Origin of the sequence: Solibacillus sp. FSL H8-0523 (assembly GCF_038051985.1) — a bacterium.
Lineage (GTDB): Bacteria > Bacillota > Bacilli > Bacillales_A > Planococcaceae > Solibacillus.
In genome coordinates, this window is sequence record NZ_CP150291.1 from 3,374,117 (window position 1) to 3,396,084 (window position 21,968).

Here is a 21,968-nt window from a genome sequence, read left to right on the forward strand (position 1 = left end):
TTTAATTCCCTTTCTTTCTTTCAATCTCATAACAATATACTCTAATTAGAGTACTTTACTTGAACTATATTATATTATTATTCTAGAAAAGTAAAGTTCGTGGTCCTATTGTGTTGGAATTGGAACGACAAAAAAGACGCTGATTCCAAAATGGAGTCAACGTCTTTTTAATCCCTGTAGCCGGGTCAGGTTATTTAATTTTCTCCTTTTAACTCACTTTAGTTCCAACAATGATATGCATCACTTTTACAATAAAAAAACGCACGAAAGGCTGCTCACCTTTTCGTGCGTTTAATTTATTATTATGCCTTTTTTACCGGTTTAAAGATTGATAATCCGTAAACAACAAACCCAACAACCCCAATACCTAAAATCGTATTGAATGAAGCACCTGTGTAGAAGCCGCTACCGAAGTAGAAGATATCACGTAAGCCTTCAGATGCGAAGCGTAGTGGAATCCATGGACGAATGAAGTTTACAAAGAAGTCTGGTAACATTTCTTGTGGTGTCATTAATACACCCATACCTAACAGCATTACAACCATTAATAAGGTAATCGCTGGCTTGCCGACCCATGCCGTAATGGCAGATACTAGTAAGTAGAAGCAGAATGCCGCAAAGGATACGAATAACGCCACTACCCAATAGCCTGGCATATTAATTCCTGCGATTTGTGCAAGTGTTGCTACTGTAAAGCCTGAGAATAATGCGATGATTACACCGAATAAAATCTGACCAAACATTAATTCAATCGTTTCTTTACGTGTAAGCATTTCACGTTTTAAAATACCTGATGTTGTTAAGAATAAGACAAATCCACCGATTAACGCCCCTACCCAAGCTGGTACTGCCATTAATACTGGCGCACTACCATTTGCTGTTGAAGCGGTAATTTCATTAAATACTTGTTCTTGTGCCACAATTGGATTTACTAAAACTGCAGCTTGTGTTGCATCGATTTTTTTATCGCCCATTTGTTCAACAAAGCTTGTTGAATACTGACTGTTAATTTGTGCAATTAGGCCATTCAAAGCTGTTTTTGCAACATTTGAACCTTGCGCATTAAAGCCTTGGTTTAAATATACTTTTAATGTTGCGGCTTCATTATTCGTTAACGCATTTTGTAAGGTATCATTATAACCTTCTGGAATAACGAATGCTGCGTAGTATTCTTTATCCGCAAATAATTGTTCAATGTCGGCCTCGTTTTCCGTAGTAAATGCAAGTACTGGCTCAGCCCCGTCTACACCTTTACCCATTTGTTCGACTGCAGCTTTTACCGCGTCTACATGTTGCCCTTCATCATTAACGATAAATGCGACTGGTAAATTTCTTACCTGTGGATCGCCTTGCGCGAATAAGTTCACCGAAAATAGCGCGATAATTAGTATAACAGCGATGGGAGCGGCCCATGCTAGTTTTTCTTTAAATAGTCTCAATGCCCAACACTCCTTTAAGTTCTCAACACATTGTTTATTGTTACCCGTTTATTTTATAATTATCACAATACCATAGCAATAAACAAAATCAGACACATTGTTCATTTTTCGAAAACTAGGAGGCGTCATTTTGAGTATATATATCGAAAAAAATCGCAAAACGAAGCAGCTTATTCAACAGTCATTTATTCAGCTATTAGCAGAAAAGCCGTTTGATAGTATTACGGTTGGAGATATTTCGAAAGTTGCTAGTATTAACCGCGGAACGTTTTATTTACATTATCTCGACAAATACGATTTACTGGATAAAATCGAACAGCAGCTCTTCGAGAATTTAGGCAATCATATTGACGAATTACAATCACGCTACTTGGCTACGCAAAATTTCCAAGAGCATCAAGAGCAACTTGCCGCATCTCTTTTTGGCTCGATTCAAGCGCAAGCTCCGCTCCTGAAAATTTTCTTAAGCCACCATGGCCGCGCTGGGTTTCACTTTCGATTCCGCGATGCCTTTTCACAAAAAGTACGGGTAAACCTCGAGCAAAACGAAGCGATTCAAAGTCGACTCAACCTGTCGATGGATTATTTTCTAGCGTTCATCACATCTGCCTTTTTAGGACTGGTGGAGCAGTGGGTACAAAACGGGCTCGACAAAACACCGGAAGAGATGACGTCGCTTTATGTTAATATTATTCGGTTTATCCAGAGAAGTGAGGGATAAGGTGAAGTAATTTATGTGTAGCCGAGCGCTGGGCAACACGTACTTTAGAACATGCATCCCTGTGAAAATTCGCAAATAAAAAACCGCGCAACCTTAATTACTCTAAGGTTGCGCGGTTTTCATTTACTACTTATTTTTTCTCTTCAATCGCTTCGATTAATGTTGCAAAAATTGCAGCTTCTTCTACATCTTCATCCGTAATCTCGTTTAAGATTTCGAAATCCTCTGTATCTACAAGTAAAATGCTCATGCCTTCTTTAATGAATTCGTCGGCTTCTACTTCGCCTTCGTAATATTGGTATGATGCGCATACAACGTTCGCGCCCGCTTCTTCATCGAAAAAAGTGTAAAGCTTATCTGAGTTGCCATATACCTCTTCTAAAGCAGCGGCTAATTCAGGTGTACCCGCGCTCCATGTTACTTCGTTATTAATTGTTGCTGCTACTAATGACTCTACAAATTCATCGACTGTGTTCATATTAAATAACCTCCATTGCGCCTTTCAAACGGCGGTAGTGTTGCTACTGTATCATAGATTGAATGGTGGTGCTAGGTTGTGACATTTATTCTATTTCCGTTTTGCATTCTTTAAAACATGTCGCACGATAAACAGTTTTTTAAAATTAAATTAAGTATCTCTGTTTATTTTATTTGCTAATGGATTTTATTCCTATACACCTATATAATTCCCTATAACAAACCAAAAAGGCAGGTCGATTCGATGCTTAAAAAATTCTCACAAAAGTCAGGTCAACTTTTAAACGGCGCAATTTCTACTACAGGGAATTTACTTAGTAAAGGCGTTGAAAAAACCGGCTACGATAAGCCCGCAGAGTGGATTAAAGAGGCGTCTGATAAAGCAGGGCGCGCTACAGAAGCGAGTCTTTCGTTAACTGGACAAGTTGCGGAAGGCGCATACAAAACGGCAAAAGGACAAATCCAAAAAGATTCAAACACGAGAGCTGATGGTGTCGATGAACTAAAGGGCGCGGGAAAATCGCTCGTTAAGGGCATTGGTGGCTTTTTAAAAGAAGGGGCAACAAGCTCCTATGAAACAGCTTCTGGGCTAATTACAAAAGACTATGGCCGCGCAAAAAATGGCGCATGGCGCTTATCTCAATTAGCGGCTGTATCGATTTTCGCTATTAGTGTAGTGGATCTTTTAGACGGTGCGGACGCGGTACAAGCAGAAAGTATACAGGCAATGAACGCAACACTTGAAGGCGATGTACATCCTGAAACAGGCGTGGCATTTGAACGCGCTGTCGTCGAGCATAATGGCAACGTGATTTCCGATGTGTTCCCCGTTTTTGAAAGTAGCTTTACTGCGGAATTAAGCTCGGAACAATACTTACAGTCAGATTCATTACATTTTAAAGAGGCTAATATACAGCTAGCAGTGGCGATTTCTGACAATCCGTCACTTGCACATGAGCTTGGCCTTTCAACAACTGATGTTCAGTTACTTGCGCACAACATTACACCCGATGGCTATACATGGCATCACCACGAACAGCCTGGTGTGTTACAGCTTGTGGAGAGCGAGGCGCATAACGAAACTGCACATACAGGAGGCCGCGTGATTTGGGGGGGCGGCAGTGCGTATCGATAAAATATAGATAAAAAAGAAACCTAGTACAAATTGCTAGGGGTTCTCTTTAGAAGTGCAAAAACTAAAATAACGATTAAAATACCTTGCGAAAATCACTAGACTTCACAAGGTATTTTATCCACTATATCGTAAAGTGAATAGACAAGAGGATTATCGTTATATTTGTCGAATCTAATTACTTTATAATGTAGAAGTGGATAACGTTCCCAAACAACGCTTTGGTAACTTTATTGTAATTAAATAACATAATTTAGTTGAATTACCCTACAAATAAAAATATGTGTAACATTAGGGGAATTCTACACGTCTATGTTTTACGAGGGGGGAAGTGTATGAAAAAGGTATTAATTTCTTTATTAGCTGTAGTTGTGTTAGTAGGTGGGATTTATTTTGTACTTAACCTTAAACCACCTAAACCAGTCATAACTATAGAAAATAAGACTGTAGAAGTGGCGCAAGGTTCTTATTGTTGGAATGGACTTATTAACGCACAATGTGTTGATATGATTTCTCCACCAGATATGATTAAACATCACGAACTTAAACCTGTTGTTGTATCACCTGGAGCTGAATTAAAAATAAAATTTAAGCGTAAACCACTAGTAGATACGTTAAACGCATCTATATGGTTTAGTAACGATGAAATAGAAAATGCCCCATTAAATGACAATGTATTAGTAGCGCCAAAAGAAAAAGGTGTTTATATTTATAGTGTTTCTGCAAATTGGGAAAAGGGAAGTTCGGGTTATGTCTTTGTAATTGAAGTTAAGTAAGTTTTTTTCGCTAACAGAGTGCTTTAATGCGACAAGGGTTTATTACGTATACATAAATAAATCTAATAAAGTTCCCAAATGATACTTTGGTAACTAACACCCCATTTAATTGAATGTGGGTGTTTTTTTGTTGCTTGTGAATAAGAAAATTCCCAAACGAATATTTAGTGACTTGTTTTTCAGAAAAATGTAAAGTAAAGCTAATTAATCCCCTCATTGAATATTCTTCTAAAAATTATACGAAATCCATTAAAAATGTCACATTTTCTAATTCTTATTTGTCCTTATATATAGAAGGTTATGAAAGGGGTGAAGATAAATGTTTGAAAATATTGCAGTACCCAGTTTTGAAGAATCTAGGGAAAGTAAAATATCACGATTAATCAAAGAATACCATGATAAAATCTACATTTACTGTTTCAACATATTAAGAAATTCGCATGATGCAGAAGACGCCGTCCAAGAAGTTTTTATTAAAGCATTTAAGAGTAATAATCTCCTGACAATTGATAATTACAGTTCTTGGTTATATAAGATTGCTTATAATCACTGTATAAATCAATTCAGAAGGAAATCAATGGTCAGTTTTATATCCTTTAATTCATTTACTGAAAAAGAGAAGAATCAATTATTAAAAGAAGACATTAATCAAGACGTTGGTACGGATATTGAATTGGACTACATCTTCTCTATGTTAAAGCCAAAAGAACGTGCATTACTTACACTACGGATTGTAGAAGATAAGGATTTTAATGAAATTGGATCGATTTTAGGCATTTCAAATGCTACTACTAGAAAACGATTTGAAAGGGTAAAGAATAAAATTCAAAATATAATAAGAGGGAGGTTACAAGATGAAGGAAAAAATTAAGTCATTTGAGGAATTTGAAGAACGATTAAGAGATCAGCCAATGCCAGAGATTCAAAGTATCGAGGTTTTTGAAGAGCACATTTTTGAAAAGAATAATCGGTTCAAACCATATACTAAATTTTCAATAGCGACCGTATTAGTTAGCTTGTTCGCATTTGCTACAATCGGTTTCGCATTTGAGACAATTAATTGGAAGTTTTTTAATGGCGAAGGAGAAGAAATTTATAACATTCAGCCAATAGATGAAATAGATGCAGAGCGGGAAAATGAAAGACAACGGATTAATAGAAAGTATAACAGCATTAGAAATGATATAAAAGAAAATCTTTCTGACGGAAAGTTCGCATATTTTATAACAACAGAGGGTTATGAATTTAATCCGACGTTAGTTGATTTCATTGTGGATGACCAAAAAATTGTAAGTGTTACTGAAATTCCAAGTAATCTTTCAAACTTCCTTCACCTTAAAGATGAACTATTAGATGCATATACTCTATCTGAAGGACTAATATATTATCAATTTCCTGAAATTGACTCTACCGAAAAGGCAGAGGAATTGTATTTGAAAGCAAAACAAGAAGGGGTTCCATACATGGTACAAGAAGGTGATTTAACATCAGAGGTCTCTTCTCTACACCTGTTATATAGTCACAAAGAAAAAGAAAAATATCAAGGCTTCCAAATTAATATTAGCGATGCTGGAAGGAGTATGCACACCACCCAAGATTTAACCCAATACACTCGGATAAATGAAATGGGAATGGAATTCTTATTTAATCAAAACGAGCAAGAACTTTTATTTATTTTAGAAGAAAATGACAAAAATCTTATGGTGGAAATACGTTTTAATTATAAAGAAGGATTGGAAGAATTATTGGCGATTGTAAAAGATGTCATTAATAATTGATACAGGGTTAAATTAGTCAAACCTAATAAAGCATACAAAATAAATTCAAAAAACGTTCCCAAATCGAAGTTTGGGGACATACCAAAAAGCCGTAAACGCTGTTAAATCAACGTTTTCGGCTTTTTTATGGAACATTCTTTATACGGAATTTTATGCATGTTTTTATAAAGACGCTCACAGTAATAGTTGAAGGGACTTTTAAGTAAAGGTGCAGCGTTCGCTTTCTTGCATAAAATCGTGCATATTTTCTAATCTAAAATCGCATGTTTACTACAACAATTTAACCCGCAATTCAATACTCAATCACTTAAAAACATTGATATAACAATAAAAAATAGCCCATTAATCATGTGTCGATTTAATGAGCTACTTTAGAGTTTATTTTATAAATTGTGATTCAAAAGAGAACCCGTAATACAAATTGCTAGGCTTCTTTTATTTCCTGATTTAATTTTATAAACTTTATTATTCACCGCCAAAAAAACTATTTAACTCTTCAATAATTTCTTCATCTGTCATTTCATCGACTGGTTTATATTCCCCGTTTACGCTGTAATCTTCTGGACTTTCACTCACGCCATTATGTGGGACATATTCGCCATCTTCATTGTAGTCATTCGGATTTGTTGATGGGGCGTTTGGATCATTACGAAGCTCATCCTCAGTATATGGGGAACGAGAATCTTCTCTTTTATTAGCATCTCTTTGATTGTCCCAATATGCATCTCTTTTCGCCTCTATTTGGTTATAGAAGCCTTCTAACTCCATCACATATCTTGCAAGTTCATCTTCTAATGCTTCTTCCCTTAGTAAAATGTACGCACCGTAAAATGAATCAATTTGTTCAAAAGTTAAACTATTAGCACCTTGCTCATAAATTTCCTTGCCCGTACCTTCTTTAAAATATTCATGGACGATGTCATTATAATAAGTTAATGTTTCCGTTAAAAGATCGTTTTCATGATGCTTTTCATTTTGTAAATAATACGCATAATTAGCGGCATCATTCATCATTGAAATAGCTTCACTTTTATCGCCATTCGCATATTTCGCCTTAGACGCTGCAACATCTCGTTCAATTTCGGCAAGCATTTCTTCTGTAGCCTCTTGCATTTCCTCTTCGATTTCCAATTGCTCTAGTTTCTTTTCATTCTGAATATTAAAGTACGCAACAATGATGATGAACACTGTAGGCAATCCTATAATAGCTAGCCACTTCAAAATAGTATTTTTCAACTTAATACCCCTTACAATTTATCTATTTTTATAGTAAATATATACAACAAATAATTATATTACTATATTATTGATATAATTGTAAAGAACTAGAGTAATCTATCGAAATCATTTCAATACAAACTTAAATAAACAAATAAAACCCCAGCATCACTACTAAATTCGGCAGCGCAATCAGAAGTGAGCGCGTCACCAATCGATTCCGTTCCTCCCGCCCTTTATCAGTTTCTGTTGCGGCATTCAAACGTACACGGTCACCACTGACAAACGCCCCTGACATGATCATCGATAGGACTAAAAATACCAACCCAATCATCCCCGTCACATCTGCCACCATATGAACATCCCAAATAACAAGCGCTACAACGCTCCCAAGTAGTGATAATAATAGACCAATCGCTACATACTTCATCCGCATCTCTCCCTAAATACAATCACTACAGTTAGATTTCTACTAGTAATACGTATGGCAGCATCATTTAGCTTCAACTATTAGTCAAAATGAAAAATCATTTCCCTCCTAACTAGTCCTAGAAGTCCCCACTTCCGAATAAAATGAGACAAAAGATTAGTGGAGGGTTGTTCATGAATTCGATATTCACCTATGTTTTTTTAGGCATCTCGATGGCTTCAACCATTGGACCTGTTAAGACCGTTCTCTTAAATACTGGGTTTAAAAACGGCTTCTTTCATGCTTGGTTTTTTAGTCTTGGTGCTTTGACAACTGACATCGTGTATATGTTTGTCGTGTATTTTGGCGTTGGTCAATTTATTGATTCCTTACTATTGAAAACGATACTTTGGTCTTTTGGCTGCTTTGTTCTTTTATATACTGGTATAGAAAATTTACTCTCGCTACATAAAATTGAGCTCGATTCAAATACTGGTAAAAGAACGCGTCTTCGAAAATCAATCCTCTCTGGTTTTTTTATGTCACTACTCAACCCACTAACAATCCTTTTTTGGCTAGGGATTTATGGTTCTATCCTTGCAAAAACGGCCGGATCTTTCAACGGCTATCAAATCATTATACTGAGCATTGCTATTTTAGTAGGTATTGTTTTAGTGGATATTACAATGTCCTTTTTCTCTAGTGTCGCGCGTAAACTATTATCGACCAAGCTATTGAAAACGGTTTCCCTTATTTCATCCATCTTAATGATTGCTTTTGGCATTTATTTTGGGAAACAGGCCTTTGATGCGTTATTTTAACTTCTAAAAAGCATAAAACAAAAAACACTGGATATCCTAACCTTATTCAAAACAGGACTAGTTGAGGTGTGGTAATGAAAGATAAGGATCAAGTAAGTGTCTGGTGTATTGTAAGTATCACTTCCATTCCGCTCATCATGACGCTGGGAAATTCCATGCTTATTCCGGTGCTCCCGAAACTGGAAGAGAAGGTCGGGATCACATCATTTCAGTCGAGCATGATCATTACAAGCTATTCCGTCGCGGCAATTTTCCTTATTCCCGTAGCTGGCTATTTATCAGACCGCTTTGGTAGAAAAATGGTAATACTGCCGAGTTTAATTTTAGCTTTAATTGGTGGTTTGATTGCCGGGTTTGCTTCTTGGAAAATGGACGACCCGTATACAATGATTATCGTCGGTAGGATTATACAAGGTATCGGAGCGGCTGGAGCGATGCCCATTGTTTTACCACTTGTCGGTGATCTTTATCAGGATAATGATGAAAAAATCAGTTCTACTTTAGGCATTGTTGAAACGTCCAACACGTTTGGCAAAGTATTAAGCCCCATTTTAGGTTCGATATTTGCCGCAATCTTATGGTTCTTGCCCTTCTTTTCGATTTCAGCACTTAGTTTAATTTCAATTGCACTTATCTTTTTCTTTGTTAAAGTTCCTAAAAATAGGGATGAACCTGTGAAATTTAAGAAGTTTTTAAATAACACAAAGGAAGTATTCAAGGCGGAAGGAAAATGGTTGTATACCGTATTCCTGAACGGGATTCTTGTGATGCTCATATTATTTGCGATGTTATTTTTCTTATCCGAAAACCTTGAAAAAGTGCATGATATAAAGGGCATTAAAAAAGGCTTTGTTTTAGCCATCCCATTGTTATTACTTTGTATCGCTTCCTTTATTTCCGGACGAAAAATTAAAGGCGACCTTGCAACGATGAAAAAAATCATCGTCGTTTCGTTGATTGCCATGTCTGTCAGCATTGCCTTTGTCGGGTTTACAAGCAAAAAATTAATTCTGTTATTAGTCGTTACAAGTATTGTGGGAACCGCTATTGGTGCACTCTTGCCTGCACTTGATGCCATTATTACAGAAAATATCGAAAAAGAGTTACGGGGAACCGTTTCCTCTTTTTATAGCTCGGCCCGATTTATCGGCGTTGCAGCGGGTCCTCCTATTATGTCACTCGTTATGAAAAATTATCTCAATATCAGCTATATTACGGCAGGTGTATTGGGAGCAATTCTATTGTTCGTTGTTTTTAAATTCATTAACGTTGATGAAATCGGAAAAGCCAATAAAGCGACATAAAAATAAGGATCAATTAGCTACTGAGGCTAATTGGTCCTTTTGTGCGTTGTTTTATTCAGATTTTAAGCTAAACAGAATCAGAAAAATCCCACCAAAAAGGCAGAGGATTCTTGTTAATGAAATTTTCTCAGCTAATCCAAGCAACGCAATACCCGTCGTCGTAATTAAGATAACGGGACCGACTAAGGCCAGCAGTGTATTAATATAAAAGGCTTTTTCTAAATCATTGAATTTAAACATGAGTGCAGCAGCCGTCAGCTCGATACTTCCTGAAATCAGTCGCAGGGCAACGATTAGAATCAGAGCCTTTTCAATAACGATCACATCCCCTACTAGTGTTGCTACCTAACATATGCAACATGTCCATCAATTATTTTCATTCTATAAGCTCCTTTATTCGCCAAATCTTTTCGCTGCAGTGAAATCCATTTCCCTTCTAATGGATTTCTAATAATTCTCTATGTAATACTCATTTGTGAAAGGTATTCTACAAATACCAGCGATTAATTCGCTTTCTTTACCACATCACACCATGAAAACTATTCAACAAAAAAGAACGAGTGGCTACCGATATCATTCGGAAAGCCTACTCATTCTTTTCAATTATCCTTCAATATAATTCGCTTCTAATCGACGCGCAATGTCGATTGTTTTCTCTAACACAACCGGATGCGTAATCGCTACATAAAGCTCGCCCTCATAAAAACGAAACGGCACTTGTACATTTTCTAACTGCCACATAAAAAAGTGACCTTTGATTTTCATATGTACACCGTCCTGGCTAGCACCAAATGAATCATTGTACTGGAAATCAGCCTGCGTTGCGAAGAAACTTTGGCATTCTTCTAACGTTAATAGTGGATTTCCTTCTCGATCAAGACGTGTAATTTTATAACGTGTGTTCATGAAACAATCTCCTTTTAAACCATTACTGTTGTTTTATTATAATGGGTGAATGTTGTATAAGCAAAAGGTAGAAAACGAATTAATAGGAAAATCCCCGAAAGTTAGTGTCTAACACACTAACTTTCAGGGTCTGATATAGCTTAAGCATGTTTTTCCTCTAAATATGGCACACGGACCTTCTGATAAACAACTCCGTACACAACAGTCATCAATACGACACTCGATACCATCACGATCACACTTGGCACAATGAATGTTTTACTCATGGCAAATAACACATCTGTACGGAACCAGCTTTGGAACGGTACACCAACACTTAACAACGCCGCAAAGAAACCGATTTTCACCCCGATATGTTTGCCTTTCATTTTACTGATCATCCCATTAATGAATAGACGCAGCATCGCTAACCCAGCCCCTACAAAGAAGAATGTCACTAAATAACCTTTCACTGCTTCATCGAACATAAACGCTTTACTAATCATCGCTATAATAATTGCACCTGCAATGGCCATCATTACTTTTGCTTTTTTACTCATCATTTGTTTCCTCCTTCAAAATTAAACACCTTGTTGATTTATATTTATAGTTTATAATGAATGCGTTATTGGAGCAATCGACAATTTTCAACACGTTGTTGAATTTTACTATCAAAAAGGGTTGGCCTAAAAGCGATTACTTTTTTGGACAGTACTCAGTTCTTGTATTAATTATCCGCTGTAGGCGGTGCTTCTGCGTTGGCGGATAAATTTCACTAGAATTTTTTTACTTAATCAAAAAATCCCTCATCCAACAAACATGCGTAACGCTGTTTGCTAAATGAGGGATTTATTATAAACGATTAATGAAGCATGATCGAGCCACCATCAACCATTAATGTTTGACCTGTAATATATTTTGAATCCTCTGATGCTAAAAAGACCGCTACACGACCGATGTCTTCCTCTGGGTCACCGAATTTGCCCATCGGAATACCTGCTAGCACTCCTTGATAATATTCTGGTTGTGCCTTAGCCCAAGCTTGTACACCTTCAGAGTTGGCGATTGGTGAAATCAGATTTGCTGTAATACCATCAGCACCAAATTCGTTGGCAACAACACGCGTAATACCGCGAATTGCTTCTTTCGCTGCTGCATAAGCTGCCTGCGTTTTATGACCTTTTAACCCAGCTCCTGAAGCAAAGTTAATAATATTGCCACGCGTTTTCTGTAAATGAGGAATCGCTGCCTGCATTAAATACCAAGTAGGGTAAAAGCCCGTATCCATCGACAACGCTAAATGTTCTGGCGTTGTTTCAAGGAATGGCACTTGCTTAGAGGCATGTGCATTGTTCACTAACACATCTAAACGTCCATATTTCTCTACGACTTGCTCCACTAAATTTTTCAGTTGATCATGCTTTGTTAAATCAAATTGAATAAAGCTAGACTCGGGTGAATATTGCTGCAAGTCCGCTACCGTTTTTGCCCCTGCCTCAGGATTCACATCGACTGCTACAACGATTGCGCCTTCCTTTGCCATTGCACGTCCAATACCAGCGCCAATACCACCAGCACCACCTGTAATGATCACTACTTTGTCTTTTAATTTCAACACAATTTCTCCTTTTCAGAAAAACTTCAGATTCTCTATAGCTTTTCCCTGTTTGGTTAATCGCTTAAGCTTTTAACAATTTAAATATATAGCGGAAAATTTTTATGCGCAATGTTTTGCTCCTTCAATTATGTTGCCTCGTATGCACTTCCCCTTCTAAGATATTTTCACTATAACCTATGAATTTTATACATACTTTAGATACAATTTAGTGTTATTTCACAATTCGAAATGAAATGTTTTCAACTGAAATAATAGCTTCTAGCATTCTCATAAATTATGTAGTGATTTATTCTTGGACGTCTCCATGTGATGCACTTTTAAAAAATCAATGCATACAATAAATAAGCATTTACTTATATTTAATCGCGTGATAAATTATATAAGTAAATACTTATGAATGAAGCAGGAGGTTACATATTGGATTTATTAGAAAAACAATTAAAGGCACTCGCTGATAAAAATCGGCTTACATTGCTAGCTTGCATGAAAAACGGCGAGGTATGTGTATGTGATTTTGTCGAGGTTCTTGGCATTTCGCAGCCTGCAGTTAGTCAGCAGTTAAAAAAATTGAAAGAGGCAGACATTATTACAGAACGAAAAGATGGCACATGGAAATATTATCGACTAGCTAAAGAGCTGTCACCTGTTGTTCATGCAGTGATTGCAGAGATTCAAGCAAATGATACATGTCGCTGTGAGGGTACAACATGTTCATCTTAGCGAGCGCTCTCTTTATCATTACATTACTCTTCGTTATCTGGCAGCCAAAGGGATTAAATATTGGCTGGTCTGCGATGGCTGGGGCTACCATCGCATTGTTAGTGGGGATTGTTGATTTTCAGGATGTCGGGACCGTTATCGACATTACGTGGAATGCTACCCTGTCGTTTATTGCGATTATTTTAATTTCGCTTATTTTAGACGAAATCGGTCTTTTTGAATGGGCTGCACTCCATATGGCACGCGTGGCAAAAGGTAGCGGGATTAAAATGTTTGTGTACGTGAGTTTACTAGGTGCAATCGTTGCAGCATTATTTGCAAACGACGGCGCGGCTCTGATTTTAACGCCGATTGTCCTTGCGATGGTGCGTCATTTGCAGTTTAGCGAAAAAATGATTTTTCCGTTTATTATGGCAAGTGGTTTTATTGCTGATACGACGAGCTTACCGTTTGTCGTCAGTAACTTAGTAAATATCGTGTCCGCAGACTTCTTTAATATCGGGTTTGTGGAATATGCCTCGCGTATGCTACTACCGAACTTGTTTTCGCTTGTTGCAACAATTGTCGTACTACTCATCTACTTTAACAAATCGATTCCACGTCAATACGACGAAAAGATGCTAAAACAACCGCATCTTGCGATTAAAGATATGAAACTATTTAAGCTATCTTGGGTTGTGTTAGCCATTTTAGTAGCTGGCTATTTCTCAAGTGAATTCATTGGCGTACCGGTATCACTTGTGGCAGGACTTGTTGCGATTTTCTTTTTAGCATTGGCAAAGAGAAGCGCCGTTGTTGATACAACAGCTGTTGTAAAAGGTGCACCTTGGAACATCGTGTTCTTCTCGATCGGGATGTATGTCGTTGTCTACGGACTAGGCAATGCCGGATTAACACCGGCCTTAGCAAGCGTCATTGAATGGACAGCACAGCAAGGCTTGTTTGTGACAACAGTCGGGATGGGCTTTATCGCTGCATTTTTATCTTCTGTTATGAACAATATGCCGACTGTCATGGTCAATGCCCTAGCAATTGCCGAAACCTCGACTGACGGCACATTACGTGAGGCTCTGATTTACTCCAATGTCATCGGCTCTGATTTAGGGCCAAAAATTACACCGATTGGTTCACTCGCGACACTCGTTTGGCTCTACGTACTGGCAGGAAAAGGTGTCAAAATTTCTTGGGGCACGTACTTTAAAACAGGAATTGTATTAACGATACCGATTTTACTATTTACATTAGTTGGACTATATATCACATTATTAATTTTTTAGGAGACACTCATTATGACAACAAATACACTGTATTTCTTATGCACAGGCAATTCCTGCCGCTCCCAAATGGCTGAAGGCTTTGCGAAAAAACATTTACCATACTGGAACATTCGAAGTGCAGGCATCGAAGCGCACGGTTTGAATCCGAATGCGGTAAAAGCTATGGCTGAGGTAGGCATCGATATTACGTCACAAACTTCAGATATGATTGACGCAAGCATTTTAAACAATGCGACACTTGTCGTTACACTATGTGGCGATGCAGCGGATAAATGTCCGATGACACCAAGCGCTGTTCACCGTGAGCATTGGGGCTTTGAAGATCCGGCAAAGGCAACGGGAACAGAAGCTGAAAAGTGGCTGGTTTTCCAGACGGTGCGCGATGCGATTGAAGCACGCATTATCGAATTTGCACAACAGCAATCAAGCACTTCGATGAACGAAAAAGGAAATGAGGAATAACTAATGGAATTACCAATTTTAACGAACACAACTTGCTGCGCGCCAAGTACTGGTTGCTGTGAGCCGAGCTATCCTGTTGCGATACTTGGCGCTGGCCCAATCGGTCTTGCAGCTGCTGCTCATTTAAAAGCGTACAATATTCCCTTCATTATTTTAGAAAAAGGTGAAGCTGCGGCAAACGTGGCCACATGGGCACATGTTCAGCTATTTTCTCCGTGGGAATATAATGTAGATTCTGCCGCACAAAAGCTGTTAGAAAACACAGACTGGCAGATGCCGAACAAGGACGACATCCCAACTGGGCAAGCGTTACGCGAACAATACTTACTCCCTTTAAGCAAGTTATTTCAAGAGCAGCTACGAACAGGTGAAGAAGTGATTGCCATCACCAAGCTGAACACCGATAAAATGAAATCAACAAACCGTGCAAACCAGCCCTTCTTAATTTTCACAAAAAATGGGCAGTCCGCTAAAACATATAAAGCACGCGCTATCATTGATGCAACCGGTACATGGGGACACCCAAACCCAGCTGCAAGTCACGGTGTCTTATTACCTGGCGAACAAGCGGCACATGCAAACATCGATTATATGATTCCTAATATCGCAGCGGAAAAAGCACGCTTTGCCAATAAACGCGTGGCTGTTGTTGGTGGCGGACACTCGGCCATTAACTCATTGCTGCAATTAGTATCCTTAAAGGAAGCCTCTCCCCAAACTGAAATCACATGGATTTTACGCAAAAACCGTGTGGAGGATGCTTTAGGTGGTGGCACGAGCGATGAACTAGCTGCACGTGGCGAACTTGGTTTAAAGATGAAAACGATCATTTCAGAAAACATGATTCATGTCGAAACACCCTTTTCAATCCAGTCAATTTTAGAAAAGGAACACGGAATCATCTTAAAAGGCGCTGACAAAAAAATCGGTCCTTTCGATGAATTAATCGTCAATACAGGCAGCCGACCAGACTTTTCGTTCCATCAAGAACTACGCTATGAGGTCGATCCATTAACGGAGGCCGTGCCAGCAATTGCCTCACTCATAGATCCCAACCTGCATAGCTGTGGAACGGTCCCTGCACATGGCGAGAAAGAATTACGCCAGCGCGAACAAGACTTTTATATCGTTGGTGCAAAATCTTACGGCCGTGCCCCAACATTTTTAATGGCAACAGGCTATGAACAAGTGCGTTCAATTGCCGCTTACCTTGCCGGCGATAAAGAAGCCGCACTTGATGTCAAACTCGCTCTTCCTGAAACTGGTGTGTGTCATACTGGGATTGATGGGTGCTGTCAGTAAATTATTATGTTCATAAAAACAGTAGTGCGAAAAGCTTTTATGCTTTTGCACTGCTGTTTTATTTTAGTTGTCTTATTTAGCCCAACTACTCAAATCAATCCCAAGCCTCACCATATCCCGACAATGAATGCCGTTTTCGAAAATAGGTTCGTCGTAATTGATGACAAAAAAGTCATGAACAATTTCCTTCATACGAAACCCACACTTCTGATAAAGCGCGAGCTGCTGAATACTGGAGTTCCCTGTCCCAAGCTCAATCGATTGCATCCCGCTATTTTTGGCAGCTTCAATCGCATGTTGCACTAACGCTTTTCCTAGTCCTTTTCCTTGATGCGACTCTGCTACAGCAATGTTCATGAGCTCTACTTTTGAAGGGCCGATTTCTTTTAGCAAGTACACACCAATAATGACTTCATTTTCAAGCGCAACATAGACGTCGCTCTTATTGAGATACTTCAAAATATTTTTTTCGGATGGATCAGCTAATAACAGGAGCGGCATTGGTGCAGATTCGTTGTTTTCAAGTTTTGTTATTGTTAGGTTTCTTTGCATGTCATCACCTCGTCTAGAAATTAATATACCGGGTGCAGATACAATTTTAATTGCTCTTGCACCCGGTATTTTCTTCATTTCAGCATAACTATATATGTAGTATTTTCTCTAAAAGAGCTTCTATCCCCCAGGTTATTTCTGATTTTTCAAAATTAACGCCACCTTCAATGTAAAGGCATCCTCAAAGTTTACCGGATTATAACCAGTTAGCTCCGTAATTTGATTGAGACGATATTTTAATGTGTGGCGATGAATTTGCATCGCATTTGCACAAGAATTGAGCTGCAAATTGCAATCAAAAAAGACCTCGAGCGTATGTAACAGCTTATCCGATAATTGCGCAAGCTTAGCAACAAATTTTTCAACTGCGAGCGTAGACTTATTTTTAAAAACCGTATGAATTTCAATATCTTGAAAATACGTGATTCGTTTCGACGTACTATAGGCCAATGCGGTTTTTGTACTAGCGTACGCAAAAGGTAGCGCTCTTTTTCTACGATTTCTATTTTACCTGTTTAGAATTTAAACGAAATTAAAAATCGAATTCCCCCCGTTTTTTAGTTACAATGGAAATACATGGTTAAAACGATTAAAAAAGGAGTTTCTTATGCCAAAAAAGTATTATCAACAATCTTCTACAGACGTTTTAGAGACGCTTGGGGTAAATGAAAACGGCTTGACGGCAAATGAAGTCGAGAAAATGCGTACTACATACGGCACTAATGAACTACAAGAGACCGACCGAAAAAATATTGTGCAAGTATTTCTTGAGCAATTTAAAGATTTCCTTGTCATTATTTTAATCCTAGCTGCGACGATTTCAGCATTTTTAGGTGAAATTGAAAGTTCCATCGTCATCTCCGTGGTCGTCTTACTAAATGCCATTTTAGGAGCTGTGCAACACGTCAAAGCCGAGCATTCACTAAATAGCTTAAAAGCGATGGCTTCGCCTACCGCAAAAGTATTACGCGACGGGCAAATAGTTGAAATCCCTTCGAAGGACGTCGTAGTTGGCGACGTTGCACTACTCGATTCTGGCGACTTTATGAGTGCAGATGGTCGAATCATTGAATGCCACAGCCTACTATTGAATGAAAGCTCGCTAACCGGCGAATCGCTTCCCGTTGAAAAAACAAGTGCATTAATCGAGCATCATGATTTACCGATTGGTGACCGTAAAAATATGGTATTCTCGGGTAGCTTTGTGACGAATGGGCGCGGTAAGGTCGTTGTTACATCGATTGGCATGCAAACCGAAATCGGGAAAATTGCTCATTTACTTGGCCAAGCGAAGGAAAAGAAAACACCGCTCCAAGTAAGCCTTGATCAATTTGGTAAAAAGCTTGCCTTTGCGATCATATTAATATGTATCGCTATTTTCGTACTCGATGTTATTCGTGGTCGCGAGCTTGTTGATTCATTTATGTTTGCCGTTTCACTAGCCGTTGCTGCCATTCCAGAGGCACTAAGCTCAATCGTGACAATCGTTTTAGCATTTGGCACAACGAAGATGGCCAAGGTAAATGCCATTATCCGCAATCTCCATTCCGTTGAAAGTCTTGGTAGTGTGTCTGTCATTTGTACCGACAAAACGGGCACATTAACGCAAAACAAAATGACGGTTCAACATGTTTTTATCGATGGTGCACAACTACCAGCGAACGCAATCAATAAAGACGACGAGCTACATAAACGATTTGTGCTCATGTCCCTACTTTGTAATGATTCCGTTACGCTTGATGAAAAGGAATTAGGCGACCCTACCGAAATTGCACTCGTTAACTTCGGGGAGCAGCACGGTTTAGATGAATTGATAATACGCGAGCAATTCCCTCGCGTTGGTGAAGTGCCATTCGATTCTGATCGTAAATGTATGAGTACCGTCCACCAGCTAGAAAATATGCTCGTGATGATTACAAAAGGCGGAGTCGATGTTCTTTTATCACGCATCAGTTATGTAAGTGGCGCACATGGCATCGATGCTGTGACGCCGGAGTATATCACGAAAATTGAACAAGCGAATAAACAACTTTCATCAGCTGGTTTACGCGTCTTAGCCTTCGCTTACAAACCCGTTTCCGTGCGCGAAATTACAACTGACGACGAAGACAACTTAACCTTTGTCGGGTTAGTAGCGATGATGGATCCACCTCGCGCAGAAACAATAGAGGCAATTGCTGAATGTAAACATGCTGGCATCAAAACGATCATGATAACGGGCGACCATTTAATTACCGCCGCTGCCATTGCCAAGCAAATCGGTATATTAGAAGACCCTTCTGAGGCAATCGAAGGAAAAGATATTGAATCACTTTCAGACAGCGAACTGCAAAACCTTGTCGAACGCATTTCTGTCTACGCGCGCGTTTCTCCCGAGCATAAAATTCGAATTGTTCGAGCATGGCAAGAAAAAGGCCATGTCGTAGCGATGACAGGCGACGGTGTGAACGACGGACCGGCGTTAAAGCAATCGAACATTGGTGTTGCGATGGGTGTTACCGGTACAGAAGTTGCAAAAGACGCTTCTGCAATGATTTTAACGGACGACAACTTCTCTACGATTGTAAAAGCGATTTCAAATGGCCGTAGTATTTACAACAACATTCAAAACGCCATTCAGTTTTTATTATCAGGCAATACGGGCGCAATTTTAGTCGTACTATTTGCCACAATTTTTGCGTTACCAGCACCATTTGCACCTGTTCATCTATTATTTATCAACTTATTAACGGACAGCTTGCCGGCCATTGCGATTGGGCTTGAGCCGCATAACGATAAGGTCATGAAGGAAAAACCGCGCGATATTCGCATTCCGATTTTAAATAAATGCTTTGCACTGAATGTATTAGTTGAAGGACTACTTATCGGGCTAGCAACTGGAATCGCCTTTTGGATTGGGTTGTCGGCAAATGATGCGATGCTAGCAAGTACGATGGCATTTGCAACACTTTGCTTATCACGCTTATTCCATGGCATTAATTGCCGTTCGAAGGAATCGATTTTCAAAATCGGATTTTTCACGAATAAACAAAGCTTACTCGCATTCGGCGTTGGTGTAGCACTTTTACACATTGTCCTCTTCACACCTGGTTTAAATGGAATTTTTGAAGTAGCCAAGTTAGACGGAACGCAGCTTGCTATCATTTATGTGTTAGCGATTGCGCCTTTCATTGTCAATCAAGTGTGGAAGTTAATTAAGTCATCCAATTAAGTAGCGTACAGCTGAATACCCATTGACGGGGAACCCACCTAACTTTTGCATAACAAAAGTTAGGTTTTTCTATTCGATTTTTAAGAGCTGGTTGCCACCAGCAACTTTTTAATATCAATGCTTGCTTCACATGCACGTGGAATATTCAATATGATACTATCTTGCTTAGTAAAATCGCTTAAATTCTCAGGCTTTCCTTCATAAACCACATGAATACGTTTCACACAGCGTTCAATCGTCGTCACTTTATTTAGTAAAACATCATTCTTAGAAAATGAAATTCCATATTACTTGAGAACAAATCAACTGCAATGACTAATCAATCTCAGTTCATTACTTTTTAAATCAATACTTAACCTCACCATATCCCGACACTGAATCCCCTGCTCAAAAATCGGTTCGTCATATTGTTCAACGAAATGGTCATGAATGATTTCTTTCATTCGAAAACCACACTTTTGATACAGTGCCAGCTGCTGAATGCTAGAATTTCCCGTCCAAGCTCAATCGACTGCATACCATTCGCTCTCGCTACCTCAATTGCATGAAGAACGAGTGCCTTCCCCATTCCTTTACCTTGATGCGAATCAGCAACAGCAATATTCATAAGTTCTGCTCTCTTTGGTCCGATTTCCATTAATGCATATACGCCGATAATGATGTTCTTTTCAACTGCTACGTACACTTCACTTTTATCAAGGTACTTCGTAATGCTTTTTTCTGAGGGATCGGCTAATAGTAGTAAATCCATAGGCTGGTTTTCATTGTGCTTAAGTTTACGAATCATTAATTCCGTATTTTTCGACTTTGCATGTTCGGTTGCTTCATTTAGGTTATTTCCCATATTCAACACCTCCACTTAATCCATTTTGCTGTTTAGTTAAAACGTAAGTGCCAAATACACAAACAACTCACTACAATATTTAAATCAGCTTGTATCAGTACCTAGTGTTATGTTTACAATTATGAAGTTTCGTAAATAATCCTGTGCCTGAATTTTCACCGTCGTTTCGTTTAATTCATCAGAAATAAACTGCAGCGCTCGCACCATCAACTCGTGCGCTAATCTTTGCCCACGGTATTCCTTTTTCACAAGCACACGGCCAATCGACAGCTCCGCATAGCTTACACCTGGCGGCAAAATTCGCAAGTATGCAACAATCTCCCCATTTTCTTCTATATATAAATGATAAGACTGCGCATCCTTACCATCGACCTCTGGATACGGACAGTTTTGCTCAACGACAAAGACATTTGTCCGCTCTTGTAAAATAGCGTACAGCTCCTGATTTGTTAGTTGGTTAAATGTTTTTAATTTGAAATTCATTTTGTGTCACCTCTGATTTTTTTAAAGCAAATAGACGTAAGCGACAAATAACGCCGCCTATTATTTTTAGGGGCGTTATTTTTATGCTATTTCTCTAGGGTAGTTCGCAGGCTGAAATAAAGTAAGTGTACCGGGTGCATTATTTTTACTCAATTCCACTAATGACTACTTGTGGAAAATGTCCCGCCCATTCCTTCAAATTATCGCAATCACATAAAACAATCCCCATAATGATTCGAAACAAAACGTAAATGACAACAATTAGGTCATATTACATAAAATATCAAATATATTAAAGTACCTATAAAGTTCTTTTCAAAATTACGAAGTTACATTTATTTCAATACCTTTCGCTCCCTTACTTCGTCATCATTTACAAGCTCTACTCCGCCTTATCATTCTTATAACAAATCTACTAAATTAATCTATTCCCTAGACAGTTCTAATAATTGCAACATACAATAAAGGTAGTAGGGAAAATATTACTTTCCACTTAGTTAATCACGTAAATCCCTTTAAATAGAACTACAAAAGAAAGT

At 38.6% G+C, this 21,968-nt stretch carries 23 protein-coding genes and 2 pseudogenes; 12 read left to right on the forward strand and 13 right to left on the reverse strand.

Annotated features, from left to right (window positions below; genetic code table 11):
* Window positions 1–302: 302 nt before the first annotated feature.
* Complete coding sequence (locus NSQ62_RS16900; protein WP_341321259.1) at window positions 303–1,439, reverse strand: ABC transporter permease; 1,137 nt, start codon at window positions 1,437–1,439, stop codon at window positions 303–305.
* Window positions 1,440–1,569: 130 nt separating this feature from the next.
* On the opposite strand from NSQ62_RS16900, the gene NSQ62_RS16905 reads away from it, so the two are divergent.
* The gene (locus tag NSQ62_RS16905; RefSeq protein WP_341321260.1) at window positions 1,570–2,160 is read left to right on the forward strand and encodes a TetR/AcrR family transcriptional regulator C-terminal domain-containing protein; all 591 of its coding nucleotides are present in this window, start codon (window positions 1,570–1,572) and stop codon (window positions 2,158–2,160) included.
* A 130-nt stretch (window positions 2,161–2,290) separates the two neighbouring features.
* On the opposite strand, the gene NSQ62_RS16910 is transcribed toward NSQ62_RS16905, so the two are convergent.
* Window positions 2,291–2,638, reverse strand: coding sequence for a hypothetical protein (locus NSQ62_RS16910; protein WP_341321261.1), 348 nt, complete (start codon window positions 2,636–2,638; stop codon window positions 2,291–2,293).
* Between the two features lie 243 nt (window positions 2,639–2,881).
* On the opposite strand from NSQ62_RS16910, the gene NSQ62_RS16915 reads away from it, so the two are divergent.
* The 4 genes from NSQ62_RS16915 to NSQ62_RS16930 all read left to right on the forward strand — a co-directional run bounded on the left by NSQ62_RS16915 (window position 2,882) and on the right by NSQ62_RS16930 (window position 6,323).
* The gene (locus NSQ62_RS16915) at window positions 2,882–3,772 is read left to right on the forward strand and encodes an HNH endonuclease (RefSeq protein ID WP_341321262.1); all 891 of its coding nucleotides are present in this window, start codon (window positions 2,882–2,884) and stop codon (window positions 3,770–3,772) included.
* A 332-nt stretch (window positions 3,773–4,104) separates the two neighbouring features.
* Window positions 4,105–4,545, forward strand: a complete 441-nt coding sequence (locus NSQ62_RS16920) for a hypothetical protein (RefSeq protein WP_341321263.1) — start codon at window positions 4,105–4,107, stop codon at window positions 4,543–4,545.
* A 319-nt stretch (window positions 4,546–4,864) separates the two neighbouring features.
* Window positions 4,865–5,416: a sigma-70 family RNA polymerase sigma factor gene (locus NSQ62_RS16925; RefSeq protein WP_341321264.1), complete on the forward strand. Its 552-nt coding sequence runs from the start codon at window positions 4,865–4,867 to the stop codon at window positions 5,414–5,416.
* Window positions 5,400–6,323 carry a hypothetical protein gene (locus NSQ62_RS16930; protein ID WP_341321265.1) on the forward strand — a complete coding sequence of 308 codons (924 nt, stop codon included), beginning with the start codon at window positions 5,400–5,402 and terminating at the stop codon, window positions 6,321–6,323. Before NSQ62_RS16925 ends, NSQ62_RS16930 begins: the two co-directional genes overlap by 17 nt.
* Window positions 6,324–6,788: 465 nt before the next feature.
* Here the strand turns inward: NSQ62_RS16930 and NSQ62_RS16935 are convergent, their stop codons facing one another.
* Complete coding sequence (locus tag NSQ62_RS16935; RefSeq protein WP_341321266.1) at window positions 6,789–7,559, reverse strand: hypothetical protein; 771 nt, start codon at window positions 7,557–7,559, stop codon at window positions 6,789–6,791.
* Between the two features lie 124 nt (window positions 7,560–7,683).
* On the reverse strand, window positions 7,684–7,971 hold the full coding sequence (locus tag NSQ62_RS16940) for a DUF5316 domain-containing protein (protein WP_341321267.1): 288 nt from the start codon (window positions 7,969–7,971) through the stop codon (window positions 7,684–7,686).
* 173 nt (window positions 7,972–8,144) lie between these two features.
* Here NSQ62_RS16940 and NSQ62_RS16945 point away from each other — a divergent pair, with 173 nt between their 5' ends.
* Together NSQ62_RS16945 and NSQ62_RS16950 are read left to right on the forward strand one after the other, a co-directional pair.
* The gene (locus NSQ62_RS16945) at window positions 8,145–8,771 is read left to right on the forward strand and encodes a LysE family transporter (RefSeq protein WP_341321268.1); all 627 of its coding nucleotides are present in this window, start codon (window positions 8,145–8,147) and stop codon (window positions 8,769–8,771) included.
* 74 nt (window positions 8,772–8,845) lie between these two features.
* Window positions 8,846–10,075: an MFS transporter gene (locus NSQ62_RS16950; protein WP_341321269.1), complete on the forward strand. Its 1,230-nt coding sequence runs from the start codon at window positions 8,846–8,848 to the stop codon at window positions 10,073–10,075.
* Between the two features lie 51 nt (window positions 10,076–10,126).
* Here the strand turns inward: NSQ62_RS16950 and NSQ62_RS16955 are convergent, their stop codons facing one another.
* The 4 genes from NSQ62_RS16955 to NSQ62_RS16970 all read right to left on the reverse strand — a co-directional run bounded on the left by NSQ62_RS16955 (window position 10,127) and on the right by NSQ62_RS16970 (window position 12,578).
* On the reverse strand, window positions 10,127–10,399 hold the full coding sequence (locus NSQ62_RS16955; RefSeq protein ID WP_341321270.1) for a YqhV family protein: 273 nt from the start codon (window positions 10,397–10,399) through the stop codon (window positions 10,127–10,129).
* 279 nt (window positions 10,400–10,678) lie between these two features.
* The gene (locus NSQ62_RS16960) at window positions 10,679–10,981 is read right to left on the reverse strand and encodes an excinuclease (protein WP_341321271.1); all 303 of its coding nucleotides are present in this window, start codon (window positions 10,979–10,981) and stop codon (window positions 10,679–10,681) included.
* Window positions 10,982–11,121: 140 nt separating this feature from the next.
* Complete coding sequence (locus NSQ62_RS16965) at window positions 11,122–11,523, reverse strand: MFS transporter permease (protein ID WP_341321272.1); 402 nt, start codon at window positions 11,521–11,523, stop codon at window positions 11,122–11,124.
* Between the two features lie 299 nt (window positions 11,524–11,822).
* On the reverse strand, window positions 11,823–12,578 hold the full coding sequence (locus NSQ62_RS16970; protein WP_341321273.1) for an SDR family oxidoreductase: 756 nt from the start codon (window positions 12,576–12,578) through the stop codon (window positions 11,823–11,825).
* A 417-nt stretch (window positions 12,579–12,995) separates the two neighbouring features.
* Between NSQ62_RS16970 and NSQ62_RS16975 the strand changes: the two genes are divergently transcribed.
* The 4 genes from NSQ62_RS16975 to NSQ62_RS16990 are packed head-to-tail and all read left to right on the forward strand — an operon-like array spanning window position 12,996 to window position 16,339.
* Window positions 12,996–13,298 carry a metalloregulator ArsR/SmtB family transcription factor gene (locus tag NSQ62_RS16975; RefSeq protein WP_341321274.1) on the forward strand — a complete coding sequence of 101 codons (303 nt, stop codon included), beginning with the start codon at window positions 12,996–12,998 and terminating at the stop codon, window positions 13,296–13,298.
* Complete coding sequence (locus NSQ62_RS16980) at window positions 13,286–14,575, forward strand: arsenic transporter (protein ID WP_341321275.1); 1,290 nt, start codon at window positions 13,286–13,288, stop codon at window positions 14,573–14,575. The genes NSQ62_RS16975 and NSQ62_RS16980 overlap by 13 nt, the downstream gene beginning before the upstream one ends.
* A gap of 12 nt (window positions 14,576–14,587) precedes the next feature.
* The gene (arsC, locus tag NSQ62_RS16985) at window positions 14,588–15,037 is read left to right on the forward strand and encodes an arsenate reductase (thioredoxin) (protein WP_341321276.1); all 450 of its coding nucleotides are present in this window, start codon (window positions 14,588–14,590) and stop codon (window positions 15,035–15,037) included.
* A gap of 3 nt (window positions 15,038–15,040) precedes the next feature.
* Complete coding sequence (locus NSQ62_RS16990; RefSeq protein WP_341321277.1) at window positions 15,041–16,339, forward strand: NAD(P)-binding domain-containing protein; 1,299 nt, start codon at window positions 15,041–15,043, stop codon at window positions 16,337–16,339.
* A gap of 72 nt (window positions 16,340–16,411) precedes the next feature.
* Here the strand turns inward: NSQ62_RS16990 and NSQ62_RS16995 are convergent, their stop codons facing one another.
* Complete coding sequence (locus NSQ62_RS16995; protein WP_341321278.1) at window positions 16,412–16,891, reverse strand: GNAT family N-acetyltransferase; 480 nt, start codon at window positions 16,889–16,891, stop codon at window positions 16,412–16,414.
* 132 nt (window positions 16,892–17,023) lie between these two features.
* Window positions 17,024–17,341: a helix-turn-helix domain-containing protein gene (locus NSQ62_RS17000; protein WP_341321279.1), complete on the reverse strand. Its 318-nt coding sequence runs from the start codon at window positions 17,339–17,341 to the stop codon at window positions 17,024–17,026.
* A 157-nt stretch (window positions 17,342–17,498) separates the two neighbouring features.
* Between NSQ62_RS17000 and NSQ62_RS17005 the strand changes: the two genes are divergently transcribed.
* Window positions 17,499–20,102, forward strand: a complete 2,604-nt coding sequence (locus NSQ62_RS17005) for a cation-translocating P-type ATPase (RefSeq protein ID WP_341321280.1) — start codon at window positions 17,499–17,501, stop codon at window positions 20,100–20,102.
* A gap of 92 nt (window positions 20,103–20,194) precedes the next feature.
* Here NSQ62_RS17005 and NSQ62_RS17010 read toward each other — a convergent pair.
* The 3 genes and pseudogenes from NSQ62_RS17010 to NSQ62_RS17020 all read right to left on the reverse strand — a co-directional run.
* A pseudogene (locus NSQ62_RS17010) lies at window positions 20,195–20,383 on the reverse strand (hypothetical protein); the annotation flags it as partial.
* A gap of 21 nt (window positions 20,384–20,404) precedes the next feature.
* Window positions 20,405–20,889 (reverse strand): annotated as a pseudogene (locus NSQ62_RS17015) (GNAT family N-acetyltransferase).
* A 141-nt stretch (window positions 20,890–21,030) separates the two neighbouring features.
* On the reverse strand, window positions 21,031–21,429 hold the full coding sequence (locus NSQ62_RS17020; RefSeq protein ID WP_341321281.1) for a GNAT family N-acetyltransferase: 399 nt from the start codon (window positions 21,427–21,429) through the stop codon (window positions 21,031–21,033).
* Window positions 21,430–21,968 lie beyond the last annotated feature (539 nt).

What these genes read in the sequence shown, in the direction of transcription:
- NSQ62_RS17005 (WP_341321280.1), top strand. Translation starts at nt 17,499, where the DNA reads ATGCCAAAAAAGTATTATCAACAATCTTCTACAGACGTTTTAGAGACG.
- NSQ62_RS16950 (WP_341321269.1), top strand. Translation starts at nt 8,846, where the DNA reads ATGAAAGATAAGGATCAAGTAAGTGTCTGGTGTATTGTAAGTATCACT.
- NSQ62_RS16980 (WP_341321275.1), top strand. Translation starts at nt 13,286, where the DNA reads ATGTTCATCTTAGCGAGCGCTCTCTTTATCATTACATTACTCTTCGTT.
- NSQ62_RS16920 (WP_341321263.1), top strand. Translation starts at nt 4,105, where the DNA reads ATGAAAAAGGTATTAATTTCTTTATTAGCTGTAGTTGTGTTAGTAGGT.
- NSQ62_RS16915 (WP_341321262.1), top strand. Translation starts at nt 2,882, where the DNA reads ATGCTTAAAAAATTCTCACAAAAGTCAGGTCAACTTTTAAACGGCGCA.
- NSQ62_RS17020 (WP_341321281.1), bottom strand. Translation starts at nt 21,429, where the DNA reads ATGAATTTCAAATTAAAAACATTTAACCAACTAACAAATCAGGAGCTG.
- NSQ62_RS16990 (WP_341321277.1), top strand. Translation starts at nt 15,041, where the DNA reads ATGGAATTACCAATTTTAACGAACACAACTTGCTGCGCGCCAAGTACT.
- NSQ62_RS16965 (WP_341321272.1), bottom strand. Translation starts at nt 11,523, where the DNA reads ATGATGAGTAAAAAAGCAAAAGTAATGATGGCCATTGCAGGTGCAATT.
- NSQ62_RS16945 (WP_341321268.1), top strand. Translation starts at nt 8,145, where the DNA reads ATGAATTCGATATTCACCTATGTTTTTTTAGGCATCTCGATGGCTTCA.
- NSQ62_RS16960 (WP_341321271.1), bottom strand. Translation starts at nt 10,981, where the DNA reads ATGAACACACGTTATAAAATTACACGTCTTGATCGAGAAGGAAATCCA.
- arsC (WP_341321276.1), top strand. Translation starts at nt 14,588, where the DNA reads ATGACAACAAATACACTGTATTTCTTATGCACAGGCAATTCCTGCCGC.
- NSQ62_RS16995 (WP_341321278.1), bottom strand. Translation starts at nt 16,891, where the DNA reads ATGCAAAGAAACCTAACAATAACAAAACTTGAAAACAACGAATCTGCA.
- NSQ62_RS16940 (WP_341321267.1), bottom strand. Translation starts at nt 7,971, where the DNA reads ATGAAGTATGTAGCGATTGGTCTATTATTATCACTACTTGGGAGCGTT.
- NSQ62_RS16930 (WP_341321265.1), top strand. Translation starts at nt 5,400, where the DNA reads ATGAAGGAAAAAATTAAGTCATTTGAGGAATTTGAAGAACGATTAAGA.
- NSQ62_RS16910 (WP_341321261.1), bottom strand. Translation starts at nt 2,638, where the DNA reads ATGAACACAGTCGATGAATTTGTAGAGTCATTAGTAGCAGCAACAATT.
- NSQ62_RS16925 (WP_341321264.1), top strand. Translation starts at nt 4,865, where the DNA reads ATGTTTGAAAATATTGCAGTACCCAGTTTTGAAGAATCTAGGGAAAGT.